This window comes from Roseateles flavus, from assembly GCF_039872765.1.
Lineage (GTDB): Bacteria > Pseudomonadota > Gammaproteobacteria > Burkholderiales > Burkholderiaceae_C > Roseateles_B > Roseateles_B flavus.
The window spans coordinates 148,903-172,869 of the sequence record NZ_JBDPZC010000010.1; the positions used below are offsets into that span (position 1 = coordinate 148,903).

The window sequence follows — 23,967 nt, forward strand, 5'->3', positions numbered from 1 at the left end:
GACCCCCCTTGCCGGCCGGCAGGGGTCAGCGGGCGCCCAGCTGGCGTCCGTACTGCACCAGGGCCAGCACCCGGGCGGCGCGCAGCCAGGCCAGGGCCAGCACCAGCAGCAGGCTCAGCAGGGCGGCGCCCGCCACGCCCAGCGGGCCGATGGGCAGGACCTGGATGCGGGCCCAGCCCAGCAGGGCGCCCAGCAGCAGGCCCAGCACCAGCAGGCTCAGGCTGATGCACAGCCGGGCCGGGCGGCGCAGCAGGCCGCGCACGGTGCTGCCCCAGGCCGCGACCACCGAGCGGCGGGTGGGTTCCAGCACCAGCAGCGCGCGCGTCGCGTCCAGCGAAGCCGTCACCAGCAGCAGCAGGACGAGCCCGCCAAGCAGGAGGACGCGGCGGTGCAGGTCCAGGTCGGACTCCAGCAGCCAGTGCCGCGCCTGCTCGTCCACCGTGTCCATCACGCCGCCGATCAGCGCGGCGACGAGGCCCAGGGGCAGCAGGCCCCACAGCCACAGCCGTGCCATCTGGGGGTACTCCTTCCAGCCGCCCAGCCACAGCTGGCCCAGCGTGGGACGCCCCACGTGGAAGCGCGCCGCAGCCTGCACCATGCCGCTGAGCCAGGGCAGGCACAGGGCCGCCAGCACCAGGCCCGGCAGCGTGGACAGCGGGCTGTAGCCGCGCTGCGGCAGGTTGGCGATGGCGTCGACCAGCATCGCCGGGTCGAGGTGCTGCAGCAGGCGCTCGGCCGCCAGCGAGCGGTTGAAGTAATCGCCCAGCGAGCTCCACAGCGGCAGCAGCGCCAGCAGGGTGGACAGACCCAGCACCAGCAGCCAGCTCAGCAGCAGGCGCCATTGCAGGCCCAGGCGCAGGCCCGTTCGCAGGGCCGCGGCATAGGGTGCAGGGGGGGAGGAGGGCAGGGACGAGCCCATATCGGTCACCGTGTTCATAGCGTGCTCAGCAGGGCAAGGAAGGACATCAGGGCAGCGGCGGCGTCGCTGATGAGGCGTCGCGTGCCGCTGCTGTCGGGCTTGAGGCGGCGGCTGTTGTCGGCCACGCTCATGTCCAGGCGCTGCGCCTGCTGCGGGTCCAGCTCGGCCGAGACGGCCTTGACGGGCTTGACCCAGCTGTAGCGCTTCCAGCGTTCCTGGTCGTCCCAGACCACTTTCTCCTCGCTGCCGTCGGCGAAGCGCACCACCAGCACCTGGGGCTGTGCCGCGCCGCGCCGGCGCAGGGTGACGGTGGTGCGGAAGGGCAGGGCGCCGCCGTCCTTGGCCTCGGCGTCCGGATGGGCCTTGTCCCAGGCCTTGCGCTGGGCACGGACCACCTTGCTGCGCTGTTCCTCGGTCACCTCGCTGCCCTTCGCGCCGTAGAGGCCCAGCAGCGGCTTCACTTCCTCGCTCTCCAGCTTCTCGACGCGGTCGTCGACGCCGGCGGCGGCATAGACATGGGTGGCGAAGACCTGCTCGATCAGGGCGGGCTTGCCCGAGACCTCGGCCAGCACCTCGCGCAGGTCGGCCACCGAGGGGTGGCGGAACTTCCAGCGCTGGTAGTAGGTCTGGATGGCGCGGTCCATCACCTCGCTGCCCAGCTGCAGCTCCAGGCTGCGCATGACGGTGGCGGTGCGGGAATAGACGCTGCCATAGCTGCCGCTGGAGTAGCGGTGCCAGGAGTTGCTGCCCAGGCCGTCGGGCGGATTGCCCTGGGAGGCGATGCGTTCGGCGTCGAACACGTCCACGCTGGGGTTGATGCCCAGGCGCTGCATCAGGCCCGTCGCCACGGGGATGCGGCGGCCGGCGGCCTGCAGCATGCGCTGGTCCCAGTACTGGTTCATGCCCTCGTCCAGCATGGGTTCCTCGAATTCGTTCGAGGCCAGGATGCCGTAGAAGTAGCCGTGGCCGAACTCGTGGATGGTGACGAAGTCCAGGCCGTAGCGCTCGATCGTGCCTTCCTTGTCGGTCTTGTAGGCGTCGGTGGTGAAGAAGGTGGGGTACTCCATGCCGCCCGCCTCGCCCGCGTTGAAGGGCGGGATCACGGCGGTGACGGTGCGGTAGGGGTAGGGGCCCAGGGTCTTGGAGAACCAGGTCAGCGCGTCCTGCGTGGCCTTGAGCACCGAGGGCATGGTGTGGGCGTACTCGGGCGGCGAGAGCACCTTGATCGTCACCTCGGGGCTGCCGGGGAAGGTCCAGCGGCCGGTGAGGGGCGCGGCGGTGCGTTTGTCGGCCGTCCAGGCGAAGTCATGCACGTCGCCCTGGACGAAACGGTGGATGCTGCGGCCGCCTTCCTTGCGCGGTGCGCCCTGCTCCTCGCCGGTGGCGCCCACCACATAGCCCTCCGGCACGTCCAGCGTGACGTCATAGCTGCCGAAGTCGGCGTAGAACTCGCTGTGCAGGTGGAACTCGTGGGCGTTCCATCGCGGCTCGGTGGCGCCCCGCTCGCCGGGCAGCTCCAGCACGGCCATCTTGGGGAACCACTGCGCCACGAGATGGAAGCTGCCGAAGTGGCCGGTGCGGGCCACCACGCGCGGCAGCTGGTCGAAGAAGTCGATGTCCAGCACAGTGCTGCCGCCCGCCGGCACGGCCTGCGGCAGGTCCAGGCGGACCACGGTGCGGTCGGTCTTCGGGCCGCCATCCGGCTGCACGAAGTGATACGGCACGGCCCGGCCCTGCTGCAGCACCTTGCGCAGCTCGATGCGGCCCCATTGGCCTTCCTCGGACTCCACGTCCGTGCGGAAGGAGAAGCCCTGGCGCTTCTCCGTCATGAAGGTGCTGCCCTCGCCCTCGAAGGCGTTCAGGTAGAGGTGCAGGTAGACCGAGCGAACCTCGCGGTCACTGCGGTTGCGCCAGCGCATCTGCTGCTTGCCTTCCAGCGTGTGGAGCTGGGGGTCAAGTCTTGCCTCGATGCGGTAGTCCACCACCCGGTCGGACAGCGTGGCCTCCTGGCCACTGCGGGCGCCGCCCCAGGCCTTGGGGTCGCTGGGGGTGCGCACGGCCGCGGCCATGCCATGGGCCAGAGGGATGCTGTCGAGCGAGGGCGGCACGGCCGGATGGGCCTGATCGGCCGCGCTGGCCTGCGGCAGGGCCTCGGCGTCCTTCGGGTCCTCGCCAGGGTGGCTGAGCTTCCAGCCGGCCAGGGCCAGCATCAGGAGGGCGAGGGAGAGCAGCCAGGTGCGGCGTCGTCGGGTCCAGGCAGGCAGGGAGGGCATGGTCGGGCTTCTTCAGCAAGCGAAGGGGCCATTGGATACCGGCCAGACTCCGCGCCACAAGCCCGGGGATGTGCGCATGACCAAGCGCACGGGTCGGTCAGGCCATCAGCTGCCGGGCGGCCAGGGCCAGGTCTTGCGCCTCCAGGCGTGGCAGGGCCAGGGGCCGGGCCTGGGCCAGGCGCAGGAAGTTGCTGCGCTGCGAACGGGCGTAGAGCGGGTCGTAGTGCTCGGTCATCAGGGCCTCGAACAGGGGCGCCAGCTGGCCCGCGCGGGCCCAGGCCTGCCAGCGGGCGATGGCCTCCTTGGCATGCAGGCCGGTGTTGGCATTGAGCTGGCCCAGCAGGCTGGCGAGCTCCTCGCCATCCTTGCCCAGATAGGCGTAGTCCTGCAGCAGGTAGGCCAGGCGGGCATGCAAGGGGGCCTCGATGGCGATGCAGTCCGCCCCGCGCAGGGCGTCCAGGACCGCATCCGGCAGCATCAGGCGGCCGATCTTGCGGCTCTCGGCCTCCACGAACACCGGCCGAGCAAGGTCGAAGCCCAGCAGCGCCTGCGCCAGCGCGGTCTCGAAGGCCTTCTGCGAGGGCTGCTCCTGGCCGGGCCAGCGCCCCAGGATCGAGCCCTTGTGCCGGGCCAGGGCCTCCAGGTCCAGCACCTGTGCGCCTTCGGTCCGCAGGGCCTGCAACAGCGCGGTCTTGGCGCTGCCCGTAGGGCCGCAGACGACCTGCAGCTTCAGCTGCGGCGCCAGCGTGGCGATGCGCTCCATCACGTGGGCGCGGAAGGCCTTGTAGCCGCCGTGCAGCTGCTGGGCATCCCAGCCGACCAGGCGCAACCATTGCACCATGGTGCCGCTGCGCATGCCGCCGCGCCAGCAGTAGACGAGGGGGCGCCACGACTTGGGCTTGTCCGCGAAGGACTCGCGCAGGTGCCGCGCCAGCTGGGCCGCCACCATGGCGCCGCCCACGCGCTTGGCCTCGAAGGTGCCCTGCTGCTTGTAGAGCGTGCCGACGATGCGGCGCTCGTCGTCGTCCAGCACCGGGCAGTTGACGGCGCCGGGGATGTGGTCCAGCGCAAATTCCGACGGCGAGCGGGCGTCGATGAGGCTGTCGAACTCGTGGATGCGCTCGGGCGTGATGGGGCGGGGGCGGGACATGAGGGGCGGGATCCTGGCAGGCGGCACAATCCTCGCAGAAATCCGGCCCGCTTCCCGCCGGATGCGTCATCCGCAGCACACAAGCCATGAACGATTCCACCGCACCGCGACTCACCCAACTGGCCCACGGCGGCGGCTGCGGCTGCAAGATCGCCCCGGGGCTGCTCTCCGACATCCTGGCCCGCACGGCGCCCGGCATCGTGCCGCCGCAGCTGCTGGTGGGCACCGAGACCAGTGACGACGCCGCCGTCTGGCAGCTCAACGACGAGCAGGCCCTCGTGGCCACGACGGACTTCTTCACGCCCATCGTCGACGATCCCTTCGACTTCGGCCGCATTGCCGCGACCAACGCGCTGTCCGACGTCTACGCCATGGGCGGCACGCCCATCATGGCCCTGGCCATCGTTGGCATGCCCATCAACACGCTGAGCCCGGACGTCATCGGCCGCATCCTCGAAGGCGGGGCCAGCGTCTGCCGGGAGGCGGGCATCCCCATCGCGGGCGGGCATTCCATCGATGTGGTCGAGCCCATCTACGGCCTGGTCGCCCTGGGCCTGGTGCACCCGAAGAAAGTGCGCCGCAATGCCGACGCGCTCGCGGGCGACCGCCTGGTGCTGGGCAAGCCGCTGGGCGTGGGCGTGCTCTCCGCCGCTCTCAAGAAAGGCCTGCTGGACGCCGCCGGCTACCAGGAGATGCTGGCCCACACCACGCGGCTCAACAAGGTCGGTGCCCAGCTGGCGCAGCTGGACGCCGTGCATGCCATCACCGATGTCACCGGCTTCGGCCTGGCCGGCCACCTCCTGGAGATCTGCCGCGGCTCCGGCCTGCAGGCCGCGGTGGACTGGCGGCAGATGCCGCTGATCCACAGCGCCCTCGTCTTCGCGCAGCAGGGCATCTGGACCGGCGCCTCGACCCGCAACTGGACGGCCTATGGCCCTGAGGTGGGCGGTGTCGAGGGCTGGTCGGACTGGCAGCGCGCGCTGCTCACCGACCCCCAGACCAGCGGCGGCCTGCTGGTGAGCTGCAGCGCCGAGGCCGTGCCCCAGGTGCTGCAGTGCTTCCGTGACGCAGGCTTTGCGCAGGCGGCGGAGATCGGCGAGCTGCAAGCGCCGGACGGGGCGTCGGCGCGCCTGCAGCTGCGCTGATCCCCAGGCCTCAGGCCGCGCGGCTCAGGGGCACGGGCGGGAAGTCGACCGGCACCTGGAAGGCCACGTTGACGTAGTTGGTGAAGAGGTTCAGGGCCACATGGGCCAGGATCTCCACCGTCTCGCCTTCCGTGAAGCCGGCGGCGCGCAGGGCCTGCAGGTCCGCGTCCTGCAGCTGCCCGCGGTGCTCCACCAGCCGCAGCGCGAAGCGCAAGGCCGCGGCGGTGCGCGGGTCGGCCGACTCGCCCTGCTGCGCGGCGCGCAGTTCTTCGGACGTGGCACCGGCCTTGCGGCCCAGGGCGGTGTGGGCGGCCAGGCAGTAGTCGCAGCGGTTGCGATCTGCCACGGCCACGGCGATCTGCTCGCCAAGCCGGGCGCCCAGGCTGCCACCGCCCAGGGCGCCGAAGAAAGCCCACATGGCCTGCAGCGCGGCGGGCGAATGGGCGACGGTGCGGAACATCTTGGGCGTGCTGCCGAAGGCCTGCTGGATCTGGTCCAGCACCGGGCGGCTGGCGGCGGGGGCTTGCTCGGGGGAGGGCAGGGAGAGGCGGTTCATGGTCGATCCTTTCATCGTGGGGTAGACAGGTTCATGCCCTGAGGCATGGCGCCAGTGTCTCGTTCAGGATTGGATGAAAGGGTTCAATTCGTACTTGAAACAGTCCAATTGGTACAGAATTGCGCTTCAAGCCGCTGAGGCACTGATGCGCAAGAGACGACGACTGCCCCACCCGGGCACGAGGCCATGAAGAACCCAGCAAGACCTGACCCCATGGACGCAAGACCTGACCCCGCCTTGGCGCCCACCACGCCGGACGGCGAGGGCCTGGACCGCCTCTCCGGCCTGCTGGAGCGTTGCCGGGTGCGCGCCCATCTCTTCCATGCCGGCCCGCTGTGCGGGACCACGCATTTCGCGGCCGAGCCCGGACGCGGCTTCCTGCATGTGATGCGTCGGGGTGAGATGTCGCTGAGCCATCCCGGCGGGCAGGAGGGCACGCCGCGCCGCCTGCAGGTGCGCGAGCCCAGCCTGCTCTTCTATCCCCGGCCGCTGGCGCATGACTTCCACAATGCGCCCGTGGAGGGCTCGGAATTCACCTGCGCCACGCTGGAGTTCGAGGGCGGCGACGCCCACCCCCTGGTGCGTGCACTGCCCCCGCTGATCGTGCTGCCCTTGGCCCAGGTGCCAGGTCTTGAGCCCTGCCTGACCCTGCTCTTCGCCGAGACCGAGCGCGTGCAGTGCGGCCAGCGCCTGATGGCGGACCGCCTGTTCGAAGTCCTGCTGATGCAGCTGCTGCGCTGGATGCTGGCCCACCCCGAGGCCAGCGGCCTGCCGGCGGGCCTGCTGCGCGGCCTGGGCCACCCCCAGCTGGCCCAGGCCCTGGTGGCAGTGCATGAACGGCCGGGCGAGGCCTGGAGCCTGGAGCGCATGGCCGCGGAGGCCGGCATGTCACGCAGCCGCTTCGCCGGCCTGTTCAAGGACCTGATGGGCGACACCCCGGCCGAGTATGTGCTGGCCTGGCGCCTGAGCCTTGCCTGCCAGGCCCTGCGCCGCGGCCAGGCCGTCAAGCAGCTGGCCGATGAGCTGGGCTACGCCACGCCCTCGGCTTTCTCGCGGGCCTTTGCGCAGCGGATGGGGTGTTCGCCGAGGGAGTGGGTGGCGAGGGACGTGTCAAGAATGGCCGTTTCAAATGCCTCTGACAGCTTGAAGGGGATCAGCCCTTCCCTCTGAGGTGATGTGTAAGCGGCGAGCCACAGCACGGGGCCGAAGATCACGATTGGGATCAGCAGTGGGGCGAGCAGCACCAATTGCATCCTTCGCCTCCATCGTGATGTCCCGCTCAGTGGAGGATGCATGCGCGCGAGCAGCAGACTGCATAGCACCCAAACCAGTGCTACGCCCGGCAGCCAGCCTGTGCTGAACAAGCGGTGCGGGAGGACAGCCAGGAACAGTGCGCCAATCAAGACGTAGATCAACGCAGCCAGCTGAATGCTGAGGCCCATGTACATGGACAACAACCATTGCGTGAATGACCCGGGGGTCCAGACTTTCAGTCGAGCCAGCATGCGATAGCGACCTCGCTCCAGATGCCTCAGCAGCTTCTCGCGGTACTTTGCCGCTTCCGGGTGGTCGCTGCATACCGGCTGACTGGCAAACTTCCAGACGGCTGTGATGCGCCGGCGGATTGCCGCGTCCGTAGGGAGGTCGGGGATCTTGTCCGCTCCGGCGACGCTCTGATACCCAGCCAGGTACAGCAAATTTGCTTCGAGCGTGGAGAAATCGTCGAGGTCTGTCCGCAGATTGACGAGCGCCTTGCGCCAATCGCCGGGATGCGGCTCAGGGGGTAAGTCTCGAATGCAGTACGTCTTGATATCCGGCTGCTGCCAATCCACACGGGCCTGCTCCATGAGCATGTCCATGGCCTGACGAATGGCGCTTGCCCGCGAATGCCTGGTCATGGGCAGGAGCGGGGCGGCGGCGTCAATGCAGATTCGCTCGGCTCCCTGGTCCGTTAGCTCGCGCGTGCCGAGGTTGTCCAGCACGCCGCCATCCGACAGAAGGTACTGTTCATGGCGGAGTGGCTCAAAAATGCCGGGCACTGCGGCTGAAGCGCTGATGGCTTGTGCCCGGCCCAGTGTTTCGCCGTCAATGTAATGGACGGTCGGATGGCGGCACCCATGGCGGTCGTTGAAAACCACCATGGTCCGCGCACCCGAAACGTAGTCACTGCAAGCGATGCGCCACTCTGGGAGGGTGATCGCCGGCATGGGCGTCAAGGGTGCCGAGCCGGCGTCTCCCATCCAGCGTTCAAACTGACGGGCCATGGCCTCCCGGACACCGGTCTCTGCGAAGACAAGCGCACGACTCAGCGCACGGACCGAGCCCATGGCCCGCATCCGTGGGTTGCCGCGCGTCACCTTCAGCAGGTGGCTATGGGCTTGCCAGGCGAGGTCGGTCAGCGATGCGCCTGCGCCTTGCATGCGGCGTGATGACGCCTCCCATTTGCTGAAAAACACGCCGGCTGCGATGGAGCCACCCGAGACGGTGACCAGGAGTCGCGTGCGTTGAAGGAGCCCCTGCTCGGCCAGTCCGTGCAGTGCGCCCAGATGGAAGAAGGCGGCTCTGAAACCACCTCCGGAGAGGCACAGATGGACAGGTCGTGGGGCGAGGTCCTGGCTCTCGCCACCCGAGCTTGGTCCGGTCACTGACGCAGTCATGCCGCTCTCCCGCTTGGTTTGGCTGCCGGATTGTGCCCGGGGCCCGCACCTCCGGGAGGCGGGGATCTGCGGCTTGTCTGTGCGCTGAGAAGAGTTGTTAGACTTTTTTCACGAACTCCGACTTCAGCCCCATCGCGCCGATGCCATCGATCTTGCAGTCGATGTCATGGTCGCCGTCGGCCAGGCGGATGTTCTTGACCTTGGTGCCCACCTTCACGACCAGGGACGAGCCCTTGATCTTGAGGTCCTTGATGACGGTGACGGTGTCTCCGTCCTGGAGCACATTGCCCACCGCGTCCTTGATCACGCGGGCCTCCTCCGCGCCTTCAGCCGCCGCGGCCTGGGCGGACCACTCATGGCCGCATTCAGGGCAGACGAGGTTGGCGCCGTCCTCGTAGGTGTAGGTGGAGGCGCATTGGGGGCAGGGGGGAAGGGTGCTCATTGACGGAGGGGCTGAAAGGCGTAGAAGGTGATCGGCTGCGGGGATGGGGTCAGGGATCAGGAGGCCCGCTTGCGGGCCGGACCTCCGCTCCCGGGCTGTGCGGTGCCCTTATTTCTTCGGCGACGACGGCTCCTGCCGCGGCTTGGCGCTGGTGCTCTCCTCCGCGGGCGCCTTGTGGTCCTGCGTATCCTTCGCTTCGATCAGCTGCACCTGCAGAGCAATGATCCGGTCCAACTGCTCGGAGCGCGGCGCGGCGGAGCGCTTCACAGCTTCGAAGCGGCGCCGTGCAGCGTCGAACCGACCGAGGCGCCGCTCCATCTCACCGGCCACCAATTGGTCGACCACGGCGAGCTCCGGCTTGCTGGGGGGCTCCTTGTGCTGGTCGAGGTGCTCGATCACCAGGGCGCGGTAGCGTGGCGCCTGTTCATCGTTGCCTTGCCAGCTTGCCTTGAGCAGTGCGTAGGCTTGCTGGCGGTGGTCGGCACCGATCGCGGCCAACAGGTGGGCTACCAGGAAGTAGGGCGTCTCGGTTTGACGGCTCCTGACGTAGTCATTGGATTCAATGGCCACGGCCAGCTTGTCCAGCTCCTGCAGACTGAAATTCCTCTTGAACATGACGAAGCCATTGCCCGGGCATTGCGGCAGCGGCCACGGAGCTTCGATGGCGCCGTAGGGACGCAGGTCCAGGTAGGTGCCCCGCACTGTGCCCGAGCTGCTCATCGTTTGCTGGAACTGCTCGCCGCCGATCGGGCAGATGAAGGCGTTGTCGGCGGTGGTCATCGCGGATGCAACAGACGCGAAGCTCAGCAGGCAAAGGGACGCGAGCGCGCGCTTGATTTCTCGTTTCATGGGACTCCTGTGATAGGCGATGCGCCGATCGAAGTCGATGCGGCAAGCACGAAGCGGCCATTCTCTCCAATGGAGGCCCCCTGTGGGGAGATCGTGGCGCTGCGTCGTAACAAAGAAAAAGCCCCATCCGCTTTCACGGATGAGGCCTTGAGTTGGCTCCCCGACCTGGGCTCGAACCAGGGACCTACGGATTAACAGTCCGGCGCTCTACCGACTGAGCTATCGGGGAATTGTTCTATGTCGGCGTGGCAAGCGGTGGCACCACGCGTCTTGAGTTGGCTCCCCGACCTGGGCTCGAACCAGGGACCTACGGATTAACAGTCCGGCGCTCTACCGACTGAGCTATCGGGGAATTGATCGGTACTGCCTGCTCCCTGTGCCACCTGTGCAATCACTGCGGCGCAAAAAGCAGGCTTTCATTAATAGCAAAGCCACCTTGAGGTGATCGCGGTGGCTTCTGCCTGCTCAGCAGATCATGACCTGCCTTGCGTTCTGTTCTTGGCTCCCCGACCTGGGCTCGAACCAGGGACCTACGGATTAACAGTCCGGCGCTCTACCAACTGAGCTATCGGGGAACAGAGCCTTGGATTATAGACAGAATTTTTAGGGTTCTACAAGAGCGGCGTGCAGGAGGCCCGGGAAGCCCCTAGCGCCAGCGGCCGCCCTGCCGGTGCCCCGGCGCTGGCGGCTTGCCGTGGCTGCGCTTACAGCGTCACCTCAAGGCTCGCGCGCCAGGTGCGCGGGGCCAGGGGGTAGAGGTAGGCATGGCCGTACTGGTAGGGGCTCTCGCGCCAGGCGCGCTTGTCCGTCAGGTTGTCCACGCCCACACGCCAGGTGTAGAGGCGGGTGCCCATGGCCTGCTCGTAGCGCAGGCCGGCGTCCAGGCGGGTCCAGCCGGCGATCATCACGCTGTTGTCCGGCAGCACGGCGCGCGGGCCTTCGTAGACGAGGCCGATTTGACCCTGCACGCCGGCGATGACGGCCTGGCGCAGCTGCAGCTTGATGTTGCGCTTGGGCACATTGGTGGGCTGCAGGCCGTTGGTGGCCGCATCGGCGCTGCCCTCGCGGCGGGCCTTGATCTCCATCCAGCTGGCCAGCAGGCCGCCGCCGCTCCACTTCAGGTCCGCCTGGGCTTCCAGGCCGCGGTGGCGGGCGCTGCCGTCTTCCTTGCGGGTGCAGGAGCCCGGCGTGGCGTCATCGCAGGCGCCGGCATCCACCCACACGGGGCGCTGGATGTCGAACCAGGCGATGGACCAGTCCACCGTGCTGCTGCCGGACTTCAGGCCCAGCTCCACCTGGCGGCTCTTGATCGCGGGCAGGGCCTGGCCGGCCTGGGTGCCGAAGCGCTTGCGATTGGGCGTGACGTCGGACTCCATGCCCTGGCCCCAGCTGCCATAGGCCATCAGGCTCGGGCTCAGCGCGTAGCTCAGGCCGATCCAGGGCGTGTTGAGGTTCTGCGAGTAGCTGGTGGCGCGCGAGCCGTTGGTGCGGACGCTGTCGCGCTGCACCCGTGTGTGGCGCAGGCCCAGGAAGGCCTGCCATTGCGCGTCGATCTGCACGGCGTCGCGCAGGTAGAACTCGGTGCTGCGCTCGTCGCGGTTGGTGTTCTCGTCGGTGAGGCTGGGATCCGCGGGGACGCGGCTCTTGCCGTCGATGGTGCCCACACCCACGAGGTTGTAGGCCTGCTGCTGGAAGCGGCTCTCGAAGCGGCTGAGCAGCACGCCGGTGTTCAGGCGGTGCTGCAGCGCGCCTGTGTTCAGACGGCCGGCGAGGGAGAGGTCCAGGGCGTCCGTGTTGCGGCGCTCGTTCTCGCTGCGGAAGTCCCAGATCGAGAAGCTGCCGTCGGCGGCATAGCGGTCGCAGGGATTGCAGTCGTAGGTGGCCGGGTCGAACTTGCCGAAGGCGTAGGCCAGGCGGTCGTCCGTCTTCAGGCGCTGGAGGCCGAGATGGGCCTGGGCCTGCCAGTCCGCGTTCAGGCGCTGGGTGAGGCGCAGGGAGGCATGGCGGTTGTCGAAGACCACCGGCAGGCTCCAGTCCTGGTTGTTGAGGTTGGTGCGCGGATCGAAGTCCCGGGCCGAGGGCAGCTTGTCACCCAGCAGGCTCATGCCGGGCTGGCTGCGCTGGGACTGGCGGTTCCATTCGAGCTCGGCTTCAAGAAGAGTGTCGCGACTCAGCCTCGCGTCGGCGGCGACGGCCAGCAGGTGGCGGCTGCCGTCGGCGTCGCGCAGCTCGGGGCGCAGTTGTGCGCTGGCGGCGTTGACTCGCACGCCGAAGGCCTCGCCTGCGCCGAAGCGCTGGCTCCAGTCCAGCGCCGCTTCCGCCGTGCCGCGCTCCGAGACGCTCAGGGTGGCGCTCAGCAGCTGGGTCGTCGGGCGCTTCACCACCAGGTTCACCAGGCCGCCGGGGCTGCTGGTGCCGGCCTGGATGCCGCTGGTGCCCTTGAAGACTTCGATGCTGCTCTTGTTGCCCAGCGCCAGCGCGGTCTCGGCGTTGATGGGCAGACCGTCGCGGCGGTAGTTGAAGCGGTTGTCCAGGTCAAAGCCGCGGACCTTCAGGTAGGACACATAGCCGCTGGAGTTGTAGCTGTCCTGCACCGAGGCGTCGAGGTTCACGAGGCCGGCGAGGCTGCTCAGGCCGGCGTCGGCCAGGCGATCGGCGTTGAGCACGCTGGCCTGGAAGGGCAGCTTGGCGGCGGGCGTGTCCCCGAAGCCGCCCACGTTGACGGGCGCATCGGCGCTGCGGCCGCTGACGGCCACGCTCGGGAGGCTGTTGCTGGACTGGGCGATCGCGGCCTGCGCGCAGGCAAGGGCGCAAGCGGCGGCGAGCACATGGGGAAGGGCGGTGTGGAGTCGGGCCATCGTCGGACTGCTTCTAGCGATGGCAGGGCGGCGAGCGGCCACATCAAGGGCCTGCTGAGAGCTCAGGCCGTGGCGTGCGTGCTTCCCTGCGCGAGGATTACCTCGGTCCCAAGCCAGCTGGCAGCCAGCCCGGGCGCGATCAGGTTCAAAGGGACTTTCTCAGCCGGCTCATCAGATGAGCCAGCACCCCTAGCGGAATCAGCTCAAGGGCTGAGCTGAAGCAGGCATTGTATGCGGCCCGGCCTGCCGGCCTCCGCCGTCGCAGGGGCAGGGGCAGGGGCAGGGGCCGCAGCTGCGGAGCACGGCGCACGCCACGCCGTTCATGCCGTTCATGCCGTTCATGCCGTTCATGCGGCCATCACGCCCCGTCGGCGTTCCTCCTGGGCGGCACTTGCGCCCCGCCTGTCTCTCCGCTGCGCGTGGCGCCGCCCCTGCACCCGCTCGCCGGGGTGGCGTCAGGAGGCCGGCGCATCAGAGGCGCTCGGGCCCACGGGCCGTCATGCGGGTCACGCCATACTGATCCGGAACACGCTGACCGCCTGAGAAAGCTGTGCGGCCTGGACCCTCAGGCTTTCCGCCGCGGCGGACGTCTCCTCGACCAGCGCTGCATTCTGCTGAGTCACCTGGTCCAGCTGGTGAACGGCATCCCCCACCTGGCTGATGCCCTGCGACTGCTCGCTCGCCGCGGTGGACAGCTCACTGATCATGGCGCTGACCCGCTGCACTTGTTCAACGATCTCCTGCATCGATTGCCCCGCAAGATCCACCTGCGCGGAGCCCGCCTGCACGCGTTCGACACTGGCCGTGATCAGCCCCTTGATTTCCTTGGCGGCCTGGGCGCTGCGCTGAGCCAGCGTGCGGACCTCGCCGGCGACCACGGCAAAGCCGCGTCCCTGCTCGCCTGCGCGGGCGGCCTCGACCGCGGCGTTGAGGGCCAGGATGTTCGTCTGGAAGGCGATGCCGTCGATGACGCTGATGATGTCCGCAATCTTGTGGGAGGACTCTGCGATCTCGCGCATGGCGTGGACGACTTGGCCCACCTGCTCTCCACCGCGGAGGGCCGCCCCCGCGGCATCCGAGGCCAGGCGATTGGCCTCGCGCGACGTTTCAGCACTCGTCCGGACGGTGCCCGCCAGCTGTTCCATCGAGGCTGCGGTTTGCTGGAGGTTGCTTGCCTGCTCTTCCGTGCGTTGGCTCAGGTCTGCATTGCCTGTTGCGATTTGCGAGGTGCCGGTGGCGATGCTCTCACTGCCGTTGCGCACGGCGCCCACGATTTTCGCGAGGCTTTGCTGCATGCCCACCAGCGAATGCATGACGCTGCCGTCCGGGACATTGCCGGCCTCGATGGCGCTCAGGTCCCCGGCGGCGACCTTCTGGGCAATTTGCCCCAGCACACCGGGTTCCGCACCCAGCGCACGGCTGAGGCTTCGGGTGATGGCATACCCGGCAACAATCGCCGCGCAGGCGGTGAGCAGGCAGGCAATCAGCAAGGCGGAACGCTTGGCGGAATAGGCCTGCGCCGCCTGCTCGACGAGCTCGGACGAATGGGTGGCGGAGTAGTCCCGGTAGGCTTGGGCGGCCTTCACCAGCGCTGAAAGAAGAGGGCGGCATTCCTGGTTCATCTTGGCCACCGCCGCCTCGCGCTGGCCATTGCTGGCCAGCTCGACGATGGCCAGGGCAACCGGGGCGTACTTGCGCTCCACCTCGGCCAGCTCCCCATACAGCTTCCGCTCCGGCTCGGTGACGCGGGGATCGCCGACCAGCCTGCTGAGGTCTTCAAGATCCTTGGTGACCTTCACATGGGCTTTTGTGACCTCGGACTTGACGGTCTGCACGTCGCTGGCGGGCGCATTGACCAGGTCTCTTGCTGCGATGGCACGCATTTCGACGGCGGTACGGGCTTCATATGAAAGCAGCAGCCGCGCATTGGTTCCCTGGACGAAGTGAGCGAAATTCTCGCTGGCCGTCGAAAGGGCGTTCAGGGCGAGTATCGACACGATGACGAAGATGAAGCACAGCAGTCCGAACGCGGATGCGAGCTTGGCCTTGACCGAGAGAGATTGAATTGACATGTCCACTCCGTACTTCTGCCCTGCTTGGCGCGTGTTGATGCGTGAGCCCGATAGATCCTTGTCTGTCGCCCCGGCCTTGCTGATGGCCGCGAGGAGCGACAGCCTGTCCGGCCGAGCGGGCCCCATGCCGGGAGCTGACCAGCGCTGCCACTCTCCGCTTCCGCTGCCATGCCGGGCTTGATGGGGCGGCTCCTGGCAAGAGCGGGCCGGCATGGCACGCTTCAGCGGCTGCGTGCTGGGCTGAGTCGGCTCCTGTGCTGGAGCGCTGATCCATGATGCAGCAAAGCTTGTTTACATTTGTTGGCGAATAAATTCGCTGAACATCAAACAAGTGCACTAGTGCGCAATTTCTGATCGGAATCAGGCGGAGATCATCCGGATGCCTTGTGACTTGACCGTCCGGGTGCGGGTTTCGGGAAGGGGGCACGGGGCGCTGCATGCGTGGCGGTGCGGGACGCAGGGCCGCTGGGTGGCCGGGATCCTGGCTCGACTCGGGCGGGCTCTGCCCTGGGCTGGCGACAATGGCGGCGCAGATGCCCGCCCTTCAGCGAGACTTCCAAGGTATGAACGACGAACCCTACGGTGGACCTGACTACTACATGCGCCTGCTGGTGGACCGGGTGCCGTCCATGCTGGCGTATTGGGACCAGAACCTTCACTGCCGGTTCGCCAACCGTGCCTATGAGCGCTGGTTTGGCGTCAATCCAGGCAATCTCCTGGGAACCTCCATCCGGGACCTGCTCGGGCCGGCGCTGTTCGCTCTGAATGAGCCCCATATGCGGGCCGCCCTGGCCGGCGAGCGGCAGGTGTTCGAACGCATCATTTCCGGGCCGGACGGCGTTGAGCGGCACAGCCTGGCTGAGTACATCTCCGATATCGTCGGGGGGGCGGTGCGCGGCTTCCTGGTGCAGGTCACGGAAGTGACGCAGCTGAAGCAAACCCAGGCGGCCCTGCGGCGCGAAGAGGCTCTCAGGCATCAGGTCGAGGAGCACGCCAGCCATCTGCAGACGCTGCTCTCTGAGCGCACGGAGATGCTGGAGGTGCTGGCGCATGAAGTGCGCCAGCCGCTGAACAACGCCTCCGCGGCCATGCAGACAGCCCACCGCCTGCTCAGGAACCTGGGGCAGGACCTGGTGATTGACCAGCTGCAACGCGCGCAGTCCGTGCTGGGCCAGGTGCAGTCCAGCATTGACAACACGCTGGCCGTGGCGGCCCTGCTGGCCCGTCCCGCGCCGATCCAGAAGACGGACACCGATATCGACGCCCTGATCGCCGTCGCCATCGGCGACATGTCCGAGAGTGAGCGGGCACGGGTGCAGGTGCGCAGGGCCACCGCGACGCGAACGGCCATGCTGGACATGAGCCTGATGCGCCTGGCGCTGCGCAACCTCATCGCCAATGCCCTGAAGTTCGGCCCGCCAGCGTCGCCGGTCGTCCTTCGCATCTCGGACTCGGATGATCCGCTGGCCTTGCTGATCGACGTGACGGACGAAGGGCCGGGGATTCCCACGAGCCTGGCCTCCACCCTGTTCTCCAAGGGCGCCCGCGGCAGCGGCAAGGGCTCAGGGAACGGACTGGGCCTCTACATCGTCCGCCAGGTGATGCAGCTGCACGGCGGCACCGCCGAAGTGCTGAGCACCGGTGAACAAGGCACCACCTTCAGGCTGACCATCTGCCAGACGGACAGCTGATCCGGGCCGCCCCGCAGGCTAACGGGAGGTGAGCGGCGCCCTGAAGGCGTAGCCCACGCCCGACTTCGTCTGCAGCGGGACCGCCGCGGGCGTGGCGCGCTCGATGCGACGGCGCAGCCTGAAGATCATGGCGTTGAGCCCGCCTGAGGCCTCGCCCCCGCCCGTGCGGCCCAGGCGCTGCAGCAGCGTGTCCCGTGACACGAAATCGCCTTGGGCCTCGATGAAGCACTCCAGCAGGATGACGTCGACCTCGCTGAGCTCGACCTGCGCGCCGTCGGGGGCCACGAGGAGCGCGTCGCGGCGGTCAAAGAACCATTCGCTGTGCTGCGTACTCTCCGGGGAAGCCCGCCGGCAGACCGCCTCGATCGCGATCTCGACCTGCTCGAACTGCACGGGCTTGGCCAGGTACATGTCGGCGCCGGCCGTGACCACCTGCTTGAAGGTGTCGCTGGCCAGGCGGCCGGACACCACCAGGACCCCGGCGTTGGTGCGCATGCGCAGGATCTTGATGAGATCGACGCCATCCACCCCCGGCAGCATCAAGTCCGAGACGTAGAAGTCATAGCGGTAGGGGTCACGGCAGGCGAGCAGCTCATTGCTGTCCGCGAAGGTGTCGACGGCAATGCCGCGCTCGATCAGGTAGCGGGAGAGGCCGTCGCTGTATTCGCGATCGTCGTCGATCAGGGCCAGAGTTTTGGGCAGCATGGGTGCCTAGCGTCAATGGGTCGGACATCCTAGCGTGAATCGCCGGAGGGTCCGTGCCCTCGCGTCAGGAGGCGGGCAGCCGCAGGCGCTCAGGCTGACTGGCGCGTGCCGGTGGCGGCAGCAAGACCTGGCACCTGCCAGGGCGGAGCCGAGGACGTTTTCAAGCAGCCCCCATGCCGCCCCAGCCTTCAGCGCTTCACGAACTTGAGGCCGCGCGTCCGGGCGCTGTCATAGACCAGCGCCACCGGCGCGCCCTTGGCGTCGCGTTCCACGCGCAGGCTGAAGCCTGGGCCCTCGAGCAGGTCGGCCTTGAGGGCGGACACCTGCGCCTCCTGGGCACCTGGGCCCTTGAGTGTGAGCCCGTCCTTCTTGCTCGACAGCGTCCACTCGGCCCCGACCTCGGCGCTGTAGTAGCGGCCGGTCAGCGAGGCCTGCTCGGCGGCACCGGCCTGGTAGTCCGGCAGGCGCTTGAAGGGCACCGGCTTGGGGTCGTCGTTGCGCGTCAGCGTGAGCGTTTTGCCATCGTCCGCCAGGTCCAGCTGGGTGATGCCGCTGTGGCTCTGCATGCGGCGCAGGCCTATAGCGCGCAGGGCCGCACCACCCCCGGCGCGGCGCATGGCGAGTGCGCCCGAAGCCTGCTTCTCGATGCGCAGGATGTCGCCCGGCTCGCCTTCGTAGAGACCGACGAAGACGGCGGGATCGAAGCCCGCGGGCGCTGCGCTCGGGGCGGCCTGGGCCGCAGGGGTGTCCTTGAACTGGCCGGCCAGCACGACGTCAGCCACGCGCTGGGCCAGCGCCGGCGTGCTGGCCTGCGCGGCATTGCAGGTCAGCGCCAGGCCGAGGCGCTGTTCGGGGAAGCGCATCACCATGGCGCGGTAGCCGCCCCAGGCGCCGCCGTGCTGCACGCGCGGCAGGCCGCGGTAGCTGTCCATGCTCAGGCCCAGGCCGTAGGAGATGGGCGAGCCATCGGCCAGCTTGCCCGGCGTCTGCATGGCCTTGAGCAGGGCCGGGTCGATGACCTTGGGGTGGGCCAGCTCGGCGTCCCAGCGCGCGAGGTCGCGGACATGGGTCTGGACGGCACCGTCACCGGGCTGGTTCCAGTTGGACATGTCGATCGCGAAGCCTTCCGGTCCGTTGGGCCGATAGGCGGTGGCGCGGTGAGGCACCACGACGGTGTGGTCCGTGCGCACATGGGTGGCCGTCATGCCCAGGGGCTTGAACACGCGGGCCTGCAGGAAGGCGTCCAGGCTCTGGCCGCTGACCCGCTCGACGATCATGGCGGCGAGGAAGTAGCCGCTGTTGCTGTAGCTGAAGCGCGTGCCCGGTTCGAAGTTCAGGCCCTGCTGGGCGGCGAGCAGGCGCAGCGCGTCGTCGGAGCTGGTGACGTCGCCCAAGTCGTGACCGGCTATCTCCATCAGTTCGTTGTAGTCCCGCAGGCCGGCGGTGTGGTGCAGCATCTGGTCAATCGTGAAGCGCTGGCCCAGGGCCTGGAGCTCGGGCAGGTGCTTGGACACCTTGTCTTGCAGGTTCAGCTTGCCGTCCTTGGCCAGCATCAGCACGGCCAGGGCCGTGAACTGCTTGGAGCTGGAGCCGATGTCGAACACCGTCTCGGGTGTGATCGCCACGCCGTGGTTCAGGTCGGCCAGGCCGTAGCCGCGCGCCAGCAAGACCTGACCCTCGCGATAGACGCCGAGAGCGCAGCCGGGGGTCTGCGGGGTGAAGGCGGCGAACACCGCGTCGACTTTGGCGGTGTCGATCTCGGCGGCGCGGGTGGTGCCTGTGGCCAGGGCCAGGCTGGTGGCCATCAGCAGGGGGAGGGCGCGCAGGCGCGGGGTGGATGCAGGCATGGGGTCTCCTCGTCGTTGTTCTGCACTGGCGGCTGCCATGGCATGGGGCGCGACTATGTCGATCGGCCGGCATGCCTGCAGCGGCGGTGCGACGGACTGCGCGGGCGGGGGGACAGGCCGGCCGCGATGGCAGGGGGTGCTACCCGCGATTTTGATCTGGCGGATGCATTCAGGGATAATTCATCGAACTATTCATCAGGAATTCAGATGAGCACCCGGCAGCGTCTTTCCCTCGGGGATCCACCCCGGGACATCGAGCGCTCCCTCAGAGCAGGGCCGCGGTCTGCTGCCCAGCTCATGGCCGCTCTGGGCGTGAGCCAGCCGACGCTGTCTCGAACTATTCAGGGCCTGGCCCACACCGTCACCAGCTTCCGCATCAAGGGCGACCGCACGCCCCGCTACGCCTTGCTGCGCGAGCTGCCCCAGGGGCTCAGCGCCCGCCAGCGCATCTACCGCGTCCTGGGCAGCGGCAGCATCGAGCCCTTTGCCGAGCTGGAGTTCCTGGCCGGCGGCGCCACGCTGGAGCGCCGCGGCGGCGTCGCGCGGCTCTACGAGGGCCTGCCGCCCTACATGGCCTTCGCCGCGCCCTCCGGCTTCCTCGGCCGCCAGCAGGCGCAGGAGGCGGCCCGGGCCTCCGGCTTCCCCGCCAGCCTGCGGGACTGGAACGACGACCACCGCGTGGCCTGGCTCTTCACCTGGGGGCTGAACCTGCCCGGCAATCTGGTTTTTGGCGACACGGCCCTGCAGCGCGAGCTGGACCTCCGCGCGCGGCCCCCCACGCCGGCCGAGCACAAGCTGGACGCCTACGTCGCAATGGCCTCCCAGCTCAAGGGCGCGGCCTACGGCTCCAGCGCTGGCGGCGAGCAGCCCAAGTTCCTATGGCAGACGCAGGACGCCGGCCCCGTCATCGTGAAGTTCGCGAAGCAGGGCAGCCGCATGGCCGATCTCCTGCCCCTGGAGCACCTGGCCTTGCGCTCGCTGCAGGAGGTGGGCATTCCCGCCAGCCATTCGGCGCTGCTTGCTGCGGGTGGCTATGTCTTCCTGGAGGTCCGGCGCTTTGACCGCGTGGGGCCGCATGGCCGCATCGGCCTGCTCTCCGCCGGGGCGGTGGACGACGAATACTTCGGCCAGCGCGACGCCTGGTCTCCCTTCGCCGCCCGCTGCGCGCAGGCCCGCTTCCTCAGCGCCGAGGACGTGCGCCGCGTGGACACCCTGGCCGCCTTCAGCGAGCTCATCGGCAACAGCGACCGCCACTTCGAGAACATCTCCCTGCTGATCGGCGAGGACGGCGCCTTCCAGGGCCTGGCCCCGGCCTACGACATCCTGCCCATGCGCTACGCCTCCCTGGGCGGCGGCGTGGATCCGGAGCTCACGCCCATCGAACCCAAGATCGGCAGCATCGGCGCCAAGCCCGAGGTGTGGCGCTGCGCGGCGGAGGCGGCCGAGCGCTTCTGGCGGGCGGCGCAGGAGGAGGTGCTGGCCGTGCCGGTGTCGGCGGAGATGAAGGCGTTGGCGGGGAGGAATCTGGAGAGGGCGAGGGCGTTTGTGGGGCCCTTGGTGCCGGGGTGAGCGCGATCTGTCATGGCCTGGCCGGGGCAGGCAGTCCATCAGCGTGCGCTCGGAGAGATGGGCGAGATGGGCGAGATGGGCGAAATCGCCGCGCATCATGGCCGAGACCTTGTTTTGGCCCGGCGCTGCTCCTGGCTCCATGGGTGACGTCCCCCGTCAGCCCGGCCCGCCGGGATTCGAAGGGGCAGGGTTCTTGAGCCGCTGCGCAGCGTCGAGCAGGCCCTTCAGAATCCTGCTCGCGACCTCGTCCGGGAAGCCCGGCGGCAGCTCGGCTTGAACGGTGTCGACCACCTGGGGGACCGCCTCGATCATCTCGTCGATCAGCTCGGCGGCCGGGCGTCCGTCCTCGGTGGTGATGCCGTACCTCGCCCCCAGGGCCAGCCAATGCCGGCGCAGGATGCCCCGCATCTCCCAGTGCGGGTTCTTCGAGCGCACGGCCATGGCCATCTTCACCTTGAACGGCGACAGCTGCGAGCGCCCGGTGCCCAGCACAGGGTAGGCCGACAGCACGTCGTAGAGGGGCGTGAGCTGGTAGCGGCCGCCGGCGAGCAGGCGCAGGCTGAAGTTCTTGGCATGGCCATCGGGCGCACGCAGCAGCCAGAAGAGCAGCTGGGCCTTGAAGAAGATGCGCCGGTCTTCCTCGCGTGTGACCGAGCCGCCCAGGACCGTCATGAGGCGATCCATGCCGGGGCCGCCGTCGGCCTCGTACTTGATCGACGGCGGGGTGGCGGTCGCCTGACACAGGTCCTCCTGGGGCAGCCGCAGCAGGCGGCGCTGCTGGCCCAGGTTGCTCAGCCAGGCGCGGTCGAAGCGCTCGACCACCAGCACCTTGACGTCCTCGAACTGCGCCGGCCAACAGTCGGCCACCGGCACGCCGAAGGCCTTCAGGATCATCGAGCACAGCCACTCGTTCTCGACCGAGTGCCTCATGTCGATCTTCAGGCCGCCAATGAGGCCCAGCGGCAGCTTGAAGATGTGCGTGGTGGGCGTGCTGCCCTGTGGCATGAACCACCGGCCCTCCTGCTGCAGCAGCGCGGTCTTCTCCTGGGCGCCCGCGAGCGAGAGGCGGAAGTCGACGTCATCCGCCCGCCCCAGGCTCTGGGGCATCGTCGCCGAGCGCAGGACCTGGGCCACCTCCGCCTCGTCCAGCGGGCGTGCCTGCAGCGGGCCGGTGCCGGTGGGCACAGCCCCTTCCGGCAGGATCTCCAGCGCTCCGACGCAGTCCCGGCCCACCTCGGCCAGCAGCTCGTAGGCGCTGCTGGCGCTCACGCCGAAGCGGCGGGCCATGCGCTCGCGGATGTCCTTGCTGTCAGGGAGCAGGTTCTCGAAGTAGGCCCTGACCGCATCGCCGCGCAGGGGCTGATTCCCGGGCGTGAACGGCAAGGACAGGGACAGCGGGCGCCCGGCCGGCGACTGCGTCCACTGCGGGTCGTACTGCAGGATGTCCGGCGCGTGGGAGGGCAGGGTCCAGGTGCCCACGCGGGTGCCGTTCATCCACAGCTGCAGGGCGCGAGGTCGCTTGCGTGCCATGGGGCGTCACCACTGTGGCGGTTCGCCGCCGGTGCCCGCCTGCTCGCCCGGGACCGGCTGCGTGGGCGCGGGTGCGGGCGTGCCGAGGCTCAGCTGCACGCCCAGGAGGTTGAGCAGCTTGAGGAGCCTGTCGAAGCCCACGGTGTCGGCATTGCGCTCCAGGGCGGAGTAGGTCTGCTGCGTCACCCCCAGGCGCAGCGCTACTTCAGCCTGCGTCAGCCCCGCCTGCTTGCGGAAGGCGCGTAGCAAGGCCGGCAGTTGATCGGGGGTCCGCACCGTGAATTGGTCTGTACGCATTGAAGGCTGTATTTTGAACTTACAGCTTATGCGCTGTTTTTGAAATTTACTTATCAAAAGCTGTATCGTCAATCTGCAGCTTTTGTCCACAGCAGCAATTGTCCGATCTGCCTTTTCGCAGGCGTCACCTTGATCTCGATGTCATCGCCCAGGCGCGTCAGGCAGCCCATCAGCTTTCGCTCGGAGAGATTGGCGAAATCGCCGCGCATCATGGCCAAGACCTTGGGCTGCGGGATGCCCATGCGTCGCCCCGCTTCGGCCTGGCTGAGCTGCTGATCCCGGATGGCGCGGGTGATCTCGAACACCAGCCCGGACTTGATCTTGAGCTTGTCCGCCCCCGGCAGGCCGAGGTCGGCAAACACATGGCCGGAACCGAATTCGACGGCGGTGGGTTCAGTCTTCTGGCTGGGCATCACGCAACTCCTTGATGTGGCCTTCGGCGACCTTCAAACGCTCGCGGATGAGGTCGATGTCTTCCTTGGGCGACCGCCGTTGGCCGGTCTGGAGCCATGCAGTCGAAGGCTGTGCCCCCATGCCCAGGGTTTACTGTTGTCCAGCCCCTGGTGATGCCGGCACCCCGTCACCCCGCCATCGCAAAGTGCCCCTCATGGGCCGCCCCCGCCTGCTGCTGCAGCGTCTCCCACCCCAGGCACGCCAGCCCCACCGTGAGCGGCACCGGCTTCTCGCCGCTGCGGTAGTAGGCCAGCATGCGCCGGGACAGCCCCAGGTGCTTCGCGGCCTGGTCCAGGGTCAGCTGGTGCTTGTCCATCCAATGCCAGATGAACTCGTGCGAGACGCCGCCCGCCTGCTCGATGGCGCGGGCGCGCAGGTTGTCTGCGGCCAGCTGCAGCTCGTCATTGCCGGCCCAGGTGAGGGTCTCGCCACCGTCGGTGATCCTGGGCTTCTTGAACACCGCCGCATCGCGCAGCGGGGCCAGCGTCTTGTGGCGCTTGACGAGGGGCGCCAGGTCGACGGTCAGCGCTTCGCCGTCTGCATAGACCAGGGCGAGCTTGAGACCGTCCAGGACCTTCACCTTGCTCAGGGTGAAATGCTTGCTCATGGGTTGAGTTCCTTCCAGCGGGCGGCGAGGGCGCCTGCGTTCTGACGAGCCCAGCTGAGCGCCTCCTTCAGTGCGGTGGCATTCACCTTGCCGCGGATCACGGTCAGGCCTTTGATCTCCACCAGCGCCTTGCTGCCGTCATGAGCCATCAGGTGGAAGTGCGGCGGGTTGTGGTCTGCGGCAAACATGGCGATCTTGCAGGTGTTCAGCTGAGCCAGAGTTGGCATGGCAGGAAGTATGGTGCAATGAGTGCACTGATGCAATGATTGCATCGTGCAATGCGGAGCTTCCGTCGTGCCGCGGGGAGGGAAGGCCGGTGAGGTGCTGCGGTGGGGGGAGTGTAGGGA

Annotated in this window: 19 protein-coding genes, 3 tRNA genes and 1 pseudogene; 4 read left to right on the top strand and 19 right to left on the bottom strand. The window is 68.3% G+C overall.

Annotated elements, in window-relative coordinates:
• Positions 1–25: 25 nt before the first annotated feature.
• The 3 genes from ABDJ40_RS19570 to mnmH all read right to left on the bottom strand — a co-directional run bounded on the left by ABDJ40_RS19570 (position 26) and on the right by mnmH (position 4,342).
• Entirely contained in the window at positions 26–937 is a 912-nt protein-coding gene (locus ABDJ40_RS19570; protein WP_347612153.1) for a hypothetical protein, read from the bottom strand.
• On the bottom strand, positions 934–3,192 hold the full coding sequence (locus tag ABDJ40_RS19575; protein ID WP_347612155.1) for a M1 family metallopeptidase: 2,259 nt from the start codon (positions 3,190–3,192) through the stop codon (positions 934–936). The genes ABDJ40_RS19570 and ABDJ40_RS19575 overlap by 4 nt, the downstream gene beginning before the upstream one ends.
• Before the next feature lie 97 nt (positions 3,193–3,289).
• On the bottom strand, positions 3,290–4,342 hold the full coding sequence (gene mnmH / locus ABDJ40_RS19580; protein WP_347612157.1) for a tRNA 2-selenouridine(34) synthase MnmH: 1,053 nt from the start codon (positions 4,340–4,342) through the stop codon (positions 3,290–3,292).
• 86 nt (positions 4,343–4,428) lie between these two features.
• On the opposite strand from mnmH, the gene selD reads away from it, so the two are divergent.
• The gene (selD, locus tag ABDJ40_RS19585) at positions 4,429–5,487 is read left to right on the top strand and encodes a selenide, water dikinase SelD (RefSeq protein ID WP_347612159.1); all 1,059 of its coding nucleotides are present in this window, start codon (positions 4,429–4,431) and stop codon (positions 5,485–5,487) included.
• A 10-nt stretch (positions 5,488–5,497) separates the two neighbouring features.
• Here selD and ABDJ40_RS19590 read toward each other — a convergent pair whose 3' ends face one another.
• Positions 5,498–6,043 (bottom strand): carboxymuconolactone decarboxylase family protein, encoded by a 546-nt coding sequence (locus tag ABDJ40_RS19590; RefSeq protein ID WP_347612161.1) that lies wholly within the window; start codon positions 6,041–6,043, stop codon positions 5,498–5,500.
• Between the two features lie 213 nt (positions 6,044–6,256).
• On the opposite strand from ABDJ40_RS19590, the gene ABDJ40_RS19595 reads away from it, so the two are divergent.
• Positions 6,257–7,213 carry an AraC family transcriptional regulator gene (locus ABDJ40_RS19595; RefSeq protein ID WP_347612163.1) on the top strand — a complete coding sequence of 319 codons (957 nt, stop codon included), beginning with the start codon at positions 6,257–6,259 and terminating at the stop codon, positions 7,211–7,213.
• Positions 7,214–8,007: 794 nt separating this feature from the next.
• Here the strand turns inward: ABDJ40_RS19595 and ABDJ40_RS19600 are convergent.
• From ABDJ40_RS19600 to ABDJ40_RS19635, 8 genes and pseudogenes are all read right to left on the bottom strand, one after another.
• Positions 8,008–8,700: pseudogene (locus ABDJ40_RS19600) on the bottom strand (patatin-like phospholipase family protein); the annotation flags it as partial.
• Between the two features lie 97 nt (positions 8,701–8,797).
• Positions 8,798–9,142 (bottom strand): zinc ribbon domain-containing protein YjdM, encoded by a 345-nt coding sequence (locus ABDJ40_RS19605; RefSeq protein WP_347612166.1) that lies wholly within the window; start codon positions 9,140–9,142, stop codon positions 8,798–8,800.
• Between the two features lie 108 nt (positions 9,143–9,250).
• Positions 9,251–9,991, bottom strand: a complete 741-nt coding sequence (locus tag ABDJ40_RS19610; protein ID WP_347612168.1) for a hypothetical protein — start codon at positions 9,989–9,991, stop codon at positions 9,251–9,253.
• A gap of 153 nt (positions 9,992–10,144) precedes the next feature.
• A tRNA-Asn gene (locus ABDJ40_RS19615) sits at positions 10,145–10,220 on the bottom strand.
• A gap of 47 nt (positions 10,221–10,267) precedes the next feature.
• Positions 10,268–10,343 (bottom strand) — tRNA-Asn (locus tag ABDJ40_RS19620).
• 147 nt (positions 10,344–10,490) lie between these two features.
• Positions 10,491–10,566 (bottom strand) — tRNA-Asn (locus tag ABDJ40_RS19625).
• Between the two features lie 129 nt (positions 10,567–10,695).
• A complete protein-coding gene (locus ABDJ40_RS19630) occupies positions 10,696–12,849 on the bottom strand; it encodes a TonB-dependent siderophore receptor (RefSeq protein WP_347612169.1) in 2,154 nt (717 codons plus the stop codon).
• Between the two features lie 506 nt (positions 12,850–13,355).
• Complete coding sequence (locus tag ABDJ40_RS19635; RefSeq protein WP_347612172.1) at positions 13,356–14,921, bottom strand: methyl-accepting chemotaxis protein; 1,566 nt, start codon at positions 14,919–14,921, stop codon at positions 13,356–13,358.
• Positions 14,922–15,484: 563 nt separating this feature from the next.
• Between ABDJ40_RS19635 and ABDJ40_RS19640 the strand changes: the two genes are divergently transcribed.
• Positions 15,485–16,612 (top strand): sensor histidine kinase, encoded by a 1,128-nt coding sequence (locus ABDJ40_RS19640; RefSeq protein ID WP_347612174.1) that lies wholly within the window; start codon positions 15,485–15,487, stop codon positions 16,610–16,612.
• 18 nt (positions 16,613–16,630) lie between these two features.
• On the opposite strand, the gene ABDJ40_RS19645 is transcribed toward ABDJ40_RS19640, so the two are convergent.
• Complete coding sequence (locus tag ABDJ40_RS19645; protein WP_347612175.1) at positions 16,631–17,317, bottom strand: response regulator transcription factor; 687 nt, start codon at positions 17,315–17,317, stop codon at positions 16,631–16,633.
• A gap of 188 nt (positions 17,318–17,505) precedes the next feature.
• On the bottom strand, positions 17,506–19,164 hold the full coding sequence (locus tag ABDJ40_RS19650; RefSeq protein WP_347612176.1) for a serine hydrolase domain-containing protein: 1,659 nt from the start codon (positions 19,162–19,164) through the stop codon (positions 17,506–17,508).
• Between the two features lie 297 nt (positions 19,165–19,461).
• Here ABDJ40_RS19650 and ABDJ40_RS19655 point away from each other — a divergent pair, with 297 nt between their 5' ends.
• On the top strand, positions 19,462–20,733 hold the full coding sequence (locus ABDJ40_RS19655; RefSeq protein ID WP_347612177.1) for a HipA domain-containing protein: 1,272 nt from the start codon (positions 19,462–19,464) through the stop codon (positions 20,731–20,733).
• Between the two features lie 156 nt (positions 20,734–20,889).
• Here the strand turns inward: ABDJ40_RS19655 and ABDJ40_RS19660 are convergent, their stop codons facing one another.
• The 5 genes from ABDJ40_RS19660 to ABDJ40_RS19680 all read right to left on the bottom strand — a co-directional run bounded on the left by ABDJ40_RS19660 (position 20,890) and on the right by ABDJ40_RS19680 (position 23,847).
• Complete coding sequence (locus ABDJ40_RS19660; protein ID WP_347612179.1) at positions 20,890–22,263, bottom strand: type II toxin-antitoxin system HipA family toxin; 1,374 nt, start codon at positions 22,261–22,263, stop codon at positions 20,890–20,892.
• A gap of 6 nt (positions 22,264–22,269) precedes the next feature.
• The gene (locus tag ABDJ40_RS19665) at positions 22,270–22,560 is read right to left on the bottom strand and encodes a helix-turn-helix transcriptional regulator (protein ID WP_347612180.1); all 291 of its coding nucleotides are present in this window, start codon (positions 22,558–22,560) and stop codon (positions 22,270–22,272) included.
• Between the two features lie 68 nt (positions 22,561–22,628).
• Entirely contained in the window at positions 22,629–22,973 is a 345-nt protein-coding gene (locus ABDJ40_RS19670; RefSeq protein ID WP_347612182.1) for a helix-turn-helix domain-containing protein, read from the bottom strand.
• Between the two features lie 167 nt (positions 22,974–23,140).
• On the bottom strand, positions 23,141–23,620 hold the full coding sequence (locus tag ABDJ40_RS19675) for a DUF2442 domain-containing protein (protein ID WP_347612184.1): 480 nt from the start codon (positions 23,618–23,620) through the stop codon (positions 23,141–23,143).
• Positions 23,617–23,847, bottom strand: coding sequence for a DUF4160 domain-containing protein (locus tag ABDJ40_RS19680; RefSeq protein WP_347612186.1), 231 nt, complete (start codon positions 23,845–23,847; stop codon positions 23,617–23,619). Before ABDJ40_RS19680 ends, ABDJ40_RS19675 begins: the two co-directional genes overlap by 4 nt.
• Between the last annotated feature and the right edge of the window lie 120 nt (positions 23,848–23,967).

Excerpts from the sequence above, each read along its gene's own strand:
- ABDJ40_RS19595 (WP_347612163.1), top strand. The coding sequence starts at position 6,257 with ATGGACGCAAGACCTGACCCCGCCTTGGCGCCCACCACGCCGGACGGC.
- ABDJ40_RS19675 (WP_347612184.1), bottom strand. The coding sequence starts at position 23,620 with ATGAGCAAGCATTTCACCCTGAGCAAGGTGAAGGTCCTGGACGGTCTC.
- ABDJ40_RS19590 (WP_347612161.1), bottom strand. The coding sequence starts at position 6,043 with ATGAACCGCCTCTCCCTGCCCTCCCCCGAGCAAGCCCCCGCCGCCAGC.
- ABDJ40_RS19670 (WP_347612182.1), bottom strand. The coding sequence starts at position 22,973 with ATGCCCAGCCAGAAGACTGAACCCACCGCCGTCGAATTCGGTTCCGGC.
- mnmH (WP_347612157.1), bottom strand. The coding sequence starts at position 4,342 with ATGTCCCGCCCCCGCCCCATCACGCCCGAGCGCATCCACGAGTTCGAC.
- ABDJ40_RS19680 (WP_347612186.1), bottom strand. The coding sequence starts at position 23,847 with ATGCCAACTCTGGCTCAGCTGAACACCTGCAAGATCGCCATGTTTGCC.
- selD (WP_347612159.1), top strand. The coding sequence starts at position 4,429 with ATGAACGATTCCACCGCACCGCGACTCACCCAACTGGCCCACGGCGGC.
- ABDJ40_RS19635 (WP_347612172.1), bottom strand. The coding sequence starts at position 14,921 with ATGTCAATTCAATCTCTCTCGGTCAAGGCCAAGCTCGCATCCGCGTTC.
- ABDJ40_RS19655 (WP_347612177.1), top strand. The coding sequence starts at position 19,462 with ATGGCCGCTCTGGGCGTGAGCCAGCCGACGCTGTCTCGAACTATTCAG.
- ABDJ40_RS19665 (WP_347612180.1), bottom strand. The coding sequence starts at position 22,560 with ATGCGTACAGACCAATTCACGGTGCGGACCCCCGATCAACTGCCGGCC.
- ABDJ40_RS19570 (WP_347612153.1), bottom strand. The coding sequence starts at position 937 with ATGAACACGGTGACCGATATGGGCTCGTCCCTGCCCTCCTCCCCCCCT.
- ABDJ40_RS19605 (WP_347612166.1), bottom strand. The coding sequence starts at position 9,142 with ATGAGCACCCTTCCCCCCTGCCCCCAATGCGCCTCCACCTACACCTAC.
- ABDJ40_RS19610 (WP_347612168.1), bottom strand. The coding sequence starts at position 9,991 with ATGAAACGAGAAATCAAGCGCGCGCTCGCGTCCCTTTGCCTGCTGAGC.
- ABDJ40_RS19630 (WP_347612169.1), bottom strand. The coding sequence starts at position 12,849 with ATGGCCCGACTCCACACCGCCCTTCCCCATGTGCTCGCCGCCGCTTGC.
- ABDJ40_RS19650 (WP_347612176.1), bottom strand. The coding sequence starts at position 19,164 with ATGCCTGCATCCACCCCGCGCCTGCGCGCCCTCCCCCTGCTGATGGCC.
- ABDJ40_RS19645 (WP_347612175.1), bottom strand. The coding sequence starts at position 17,317 with ATGCTGCCCAAAACTCTGGCCCTGATCGACGACGATCGCGAATACAGC.
- ABDJ40_RS19660 (WP_347612179.1), bottom strand. The coding sequence starts at position 22,263 with ATGGCACGCAAGCGACCTCGCGCCCTGCAGCTGTGGATGAACGGCACC.
- ABDJ40_RS19640 (WP_347612174.1), top strand. The coding sequence starts at position 15,485 with ATGAACGACGAACCCTACGGTGGACCTGACTACTACATGCGCCTGCTG.
- ABDJ40_RS19575 (WP_347612155.1), bottom strand. The coding sequence starts at position 3,192 with ATGCCCTCCCTGCCTGCCTGGACCCGACGACGCCGCACCTGGCTGCTC.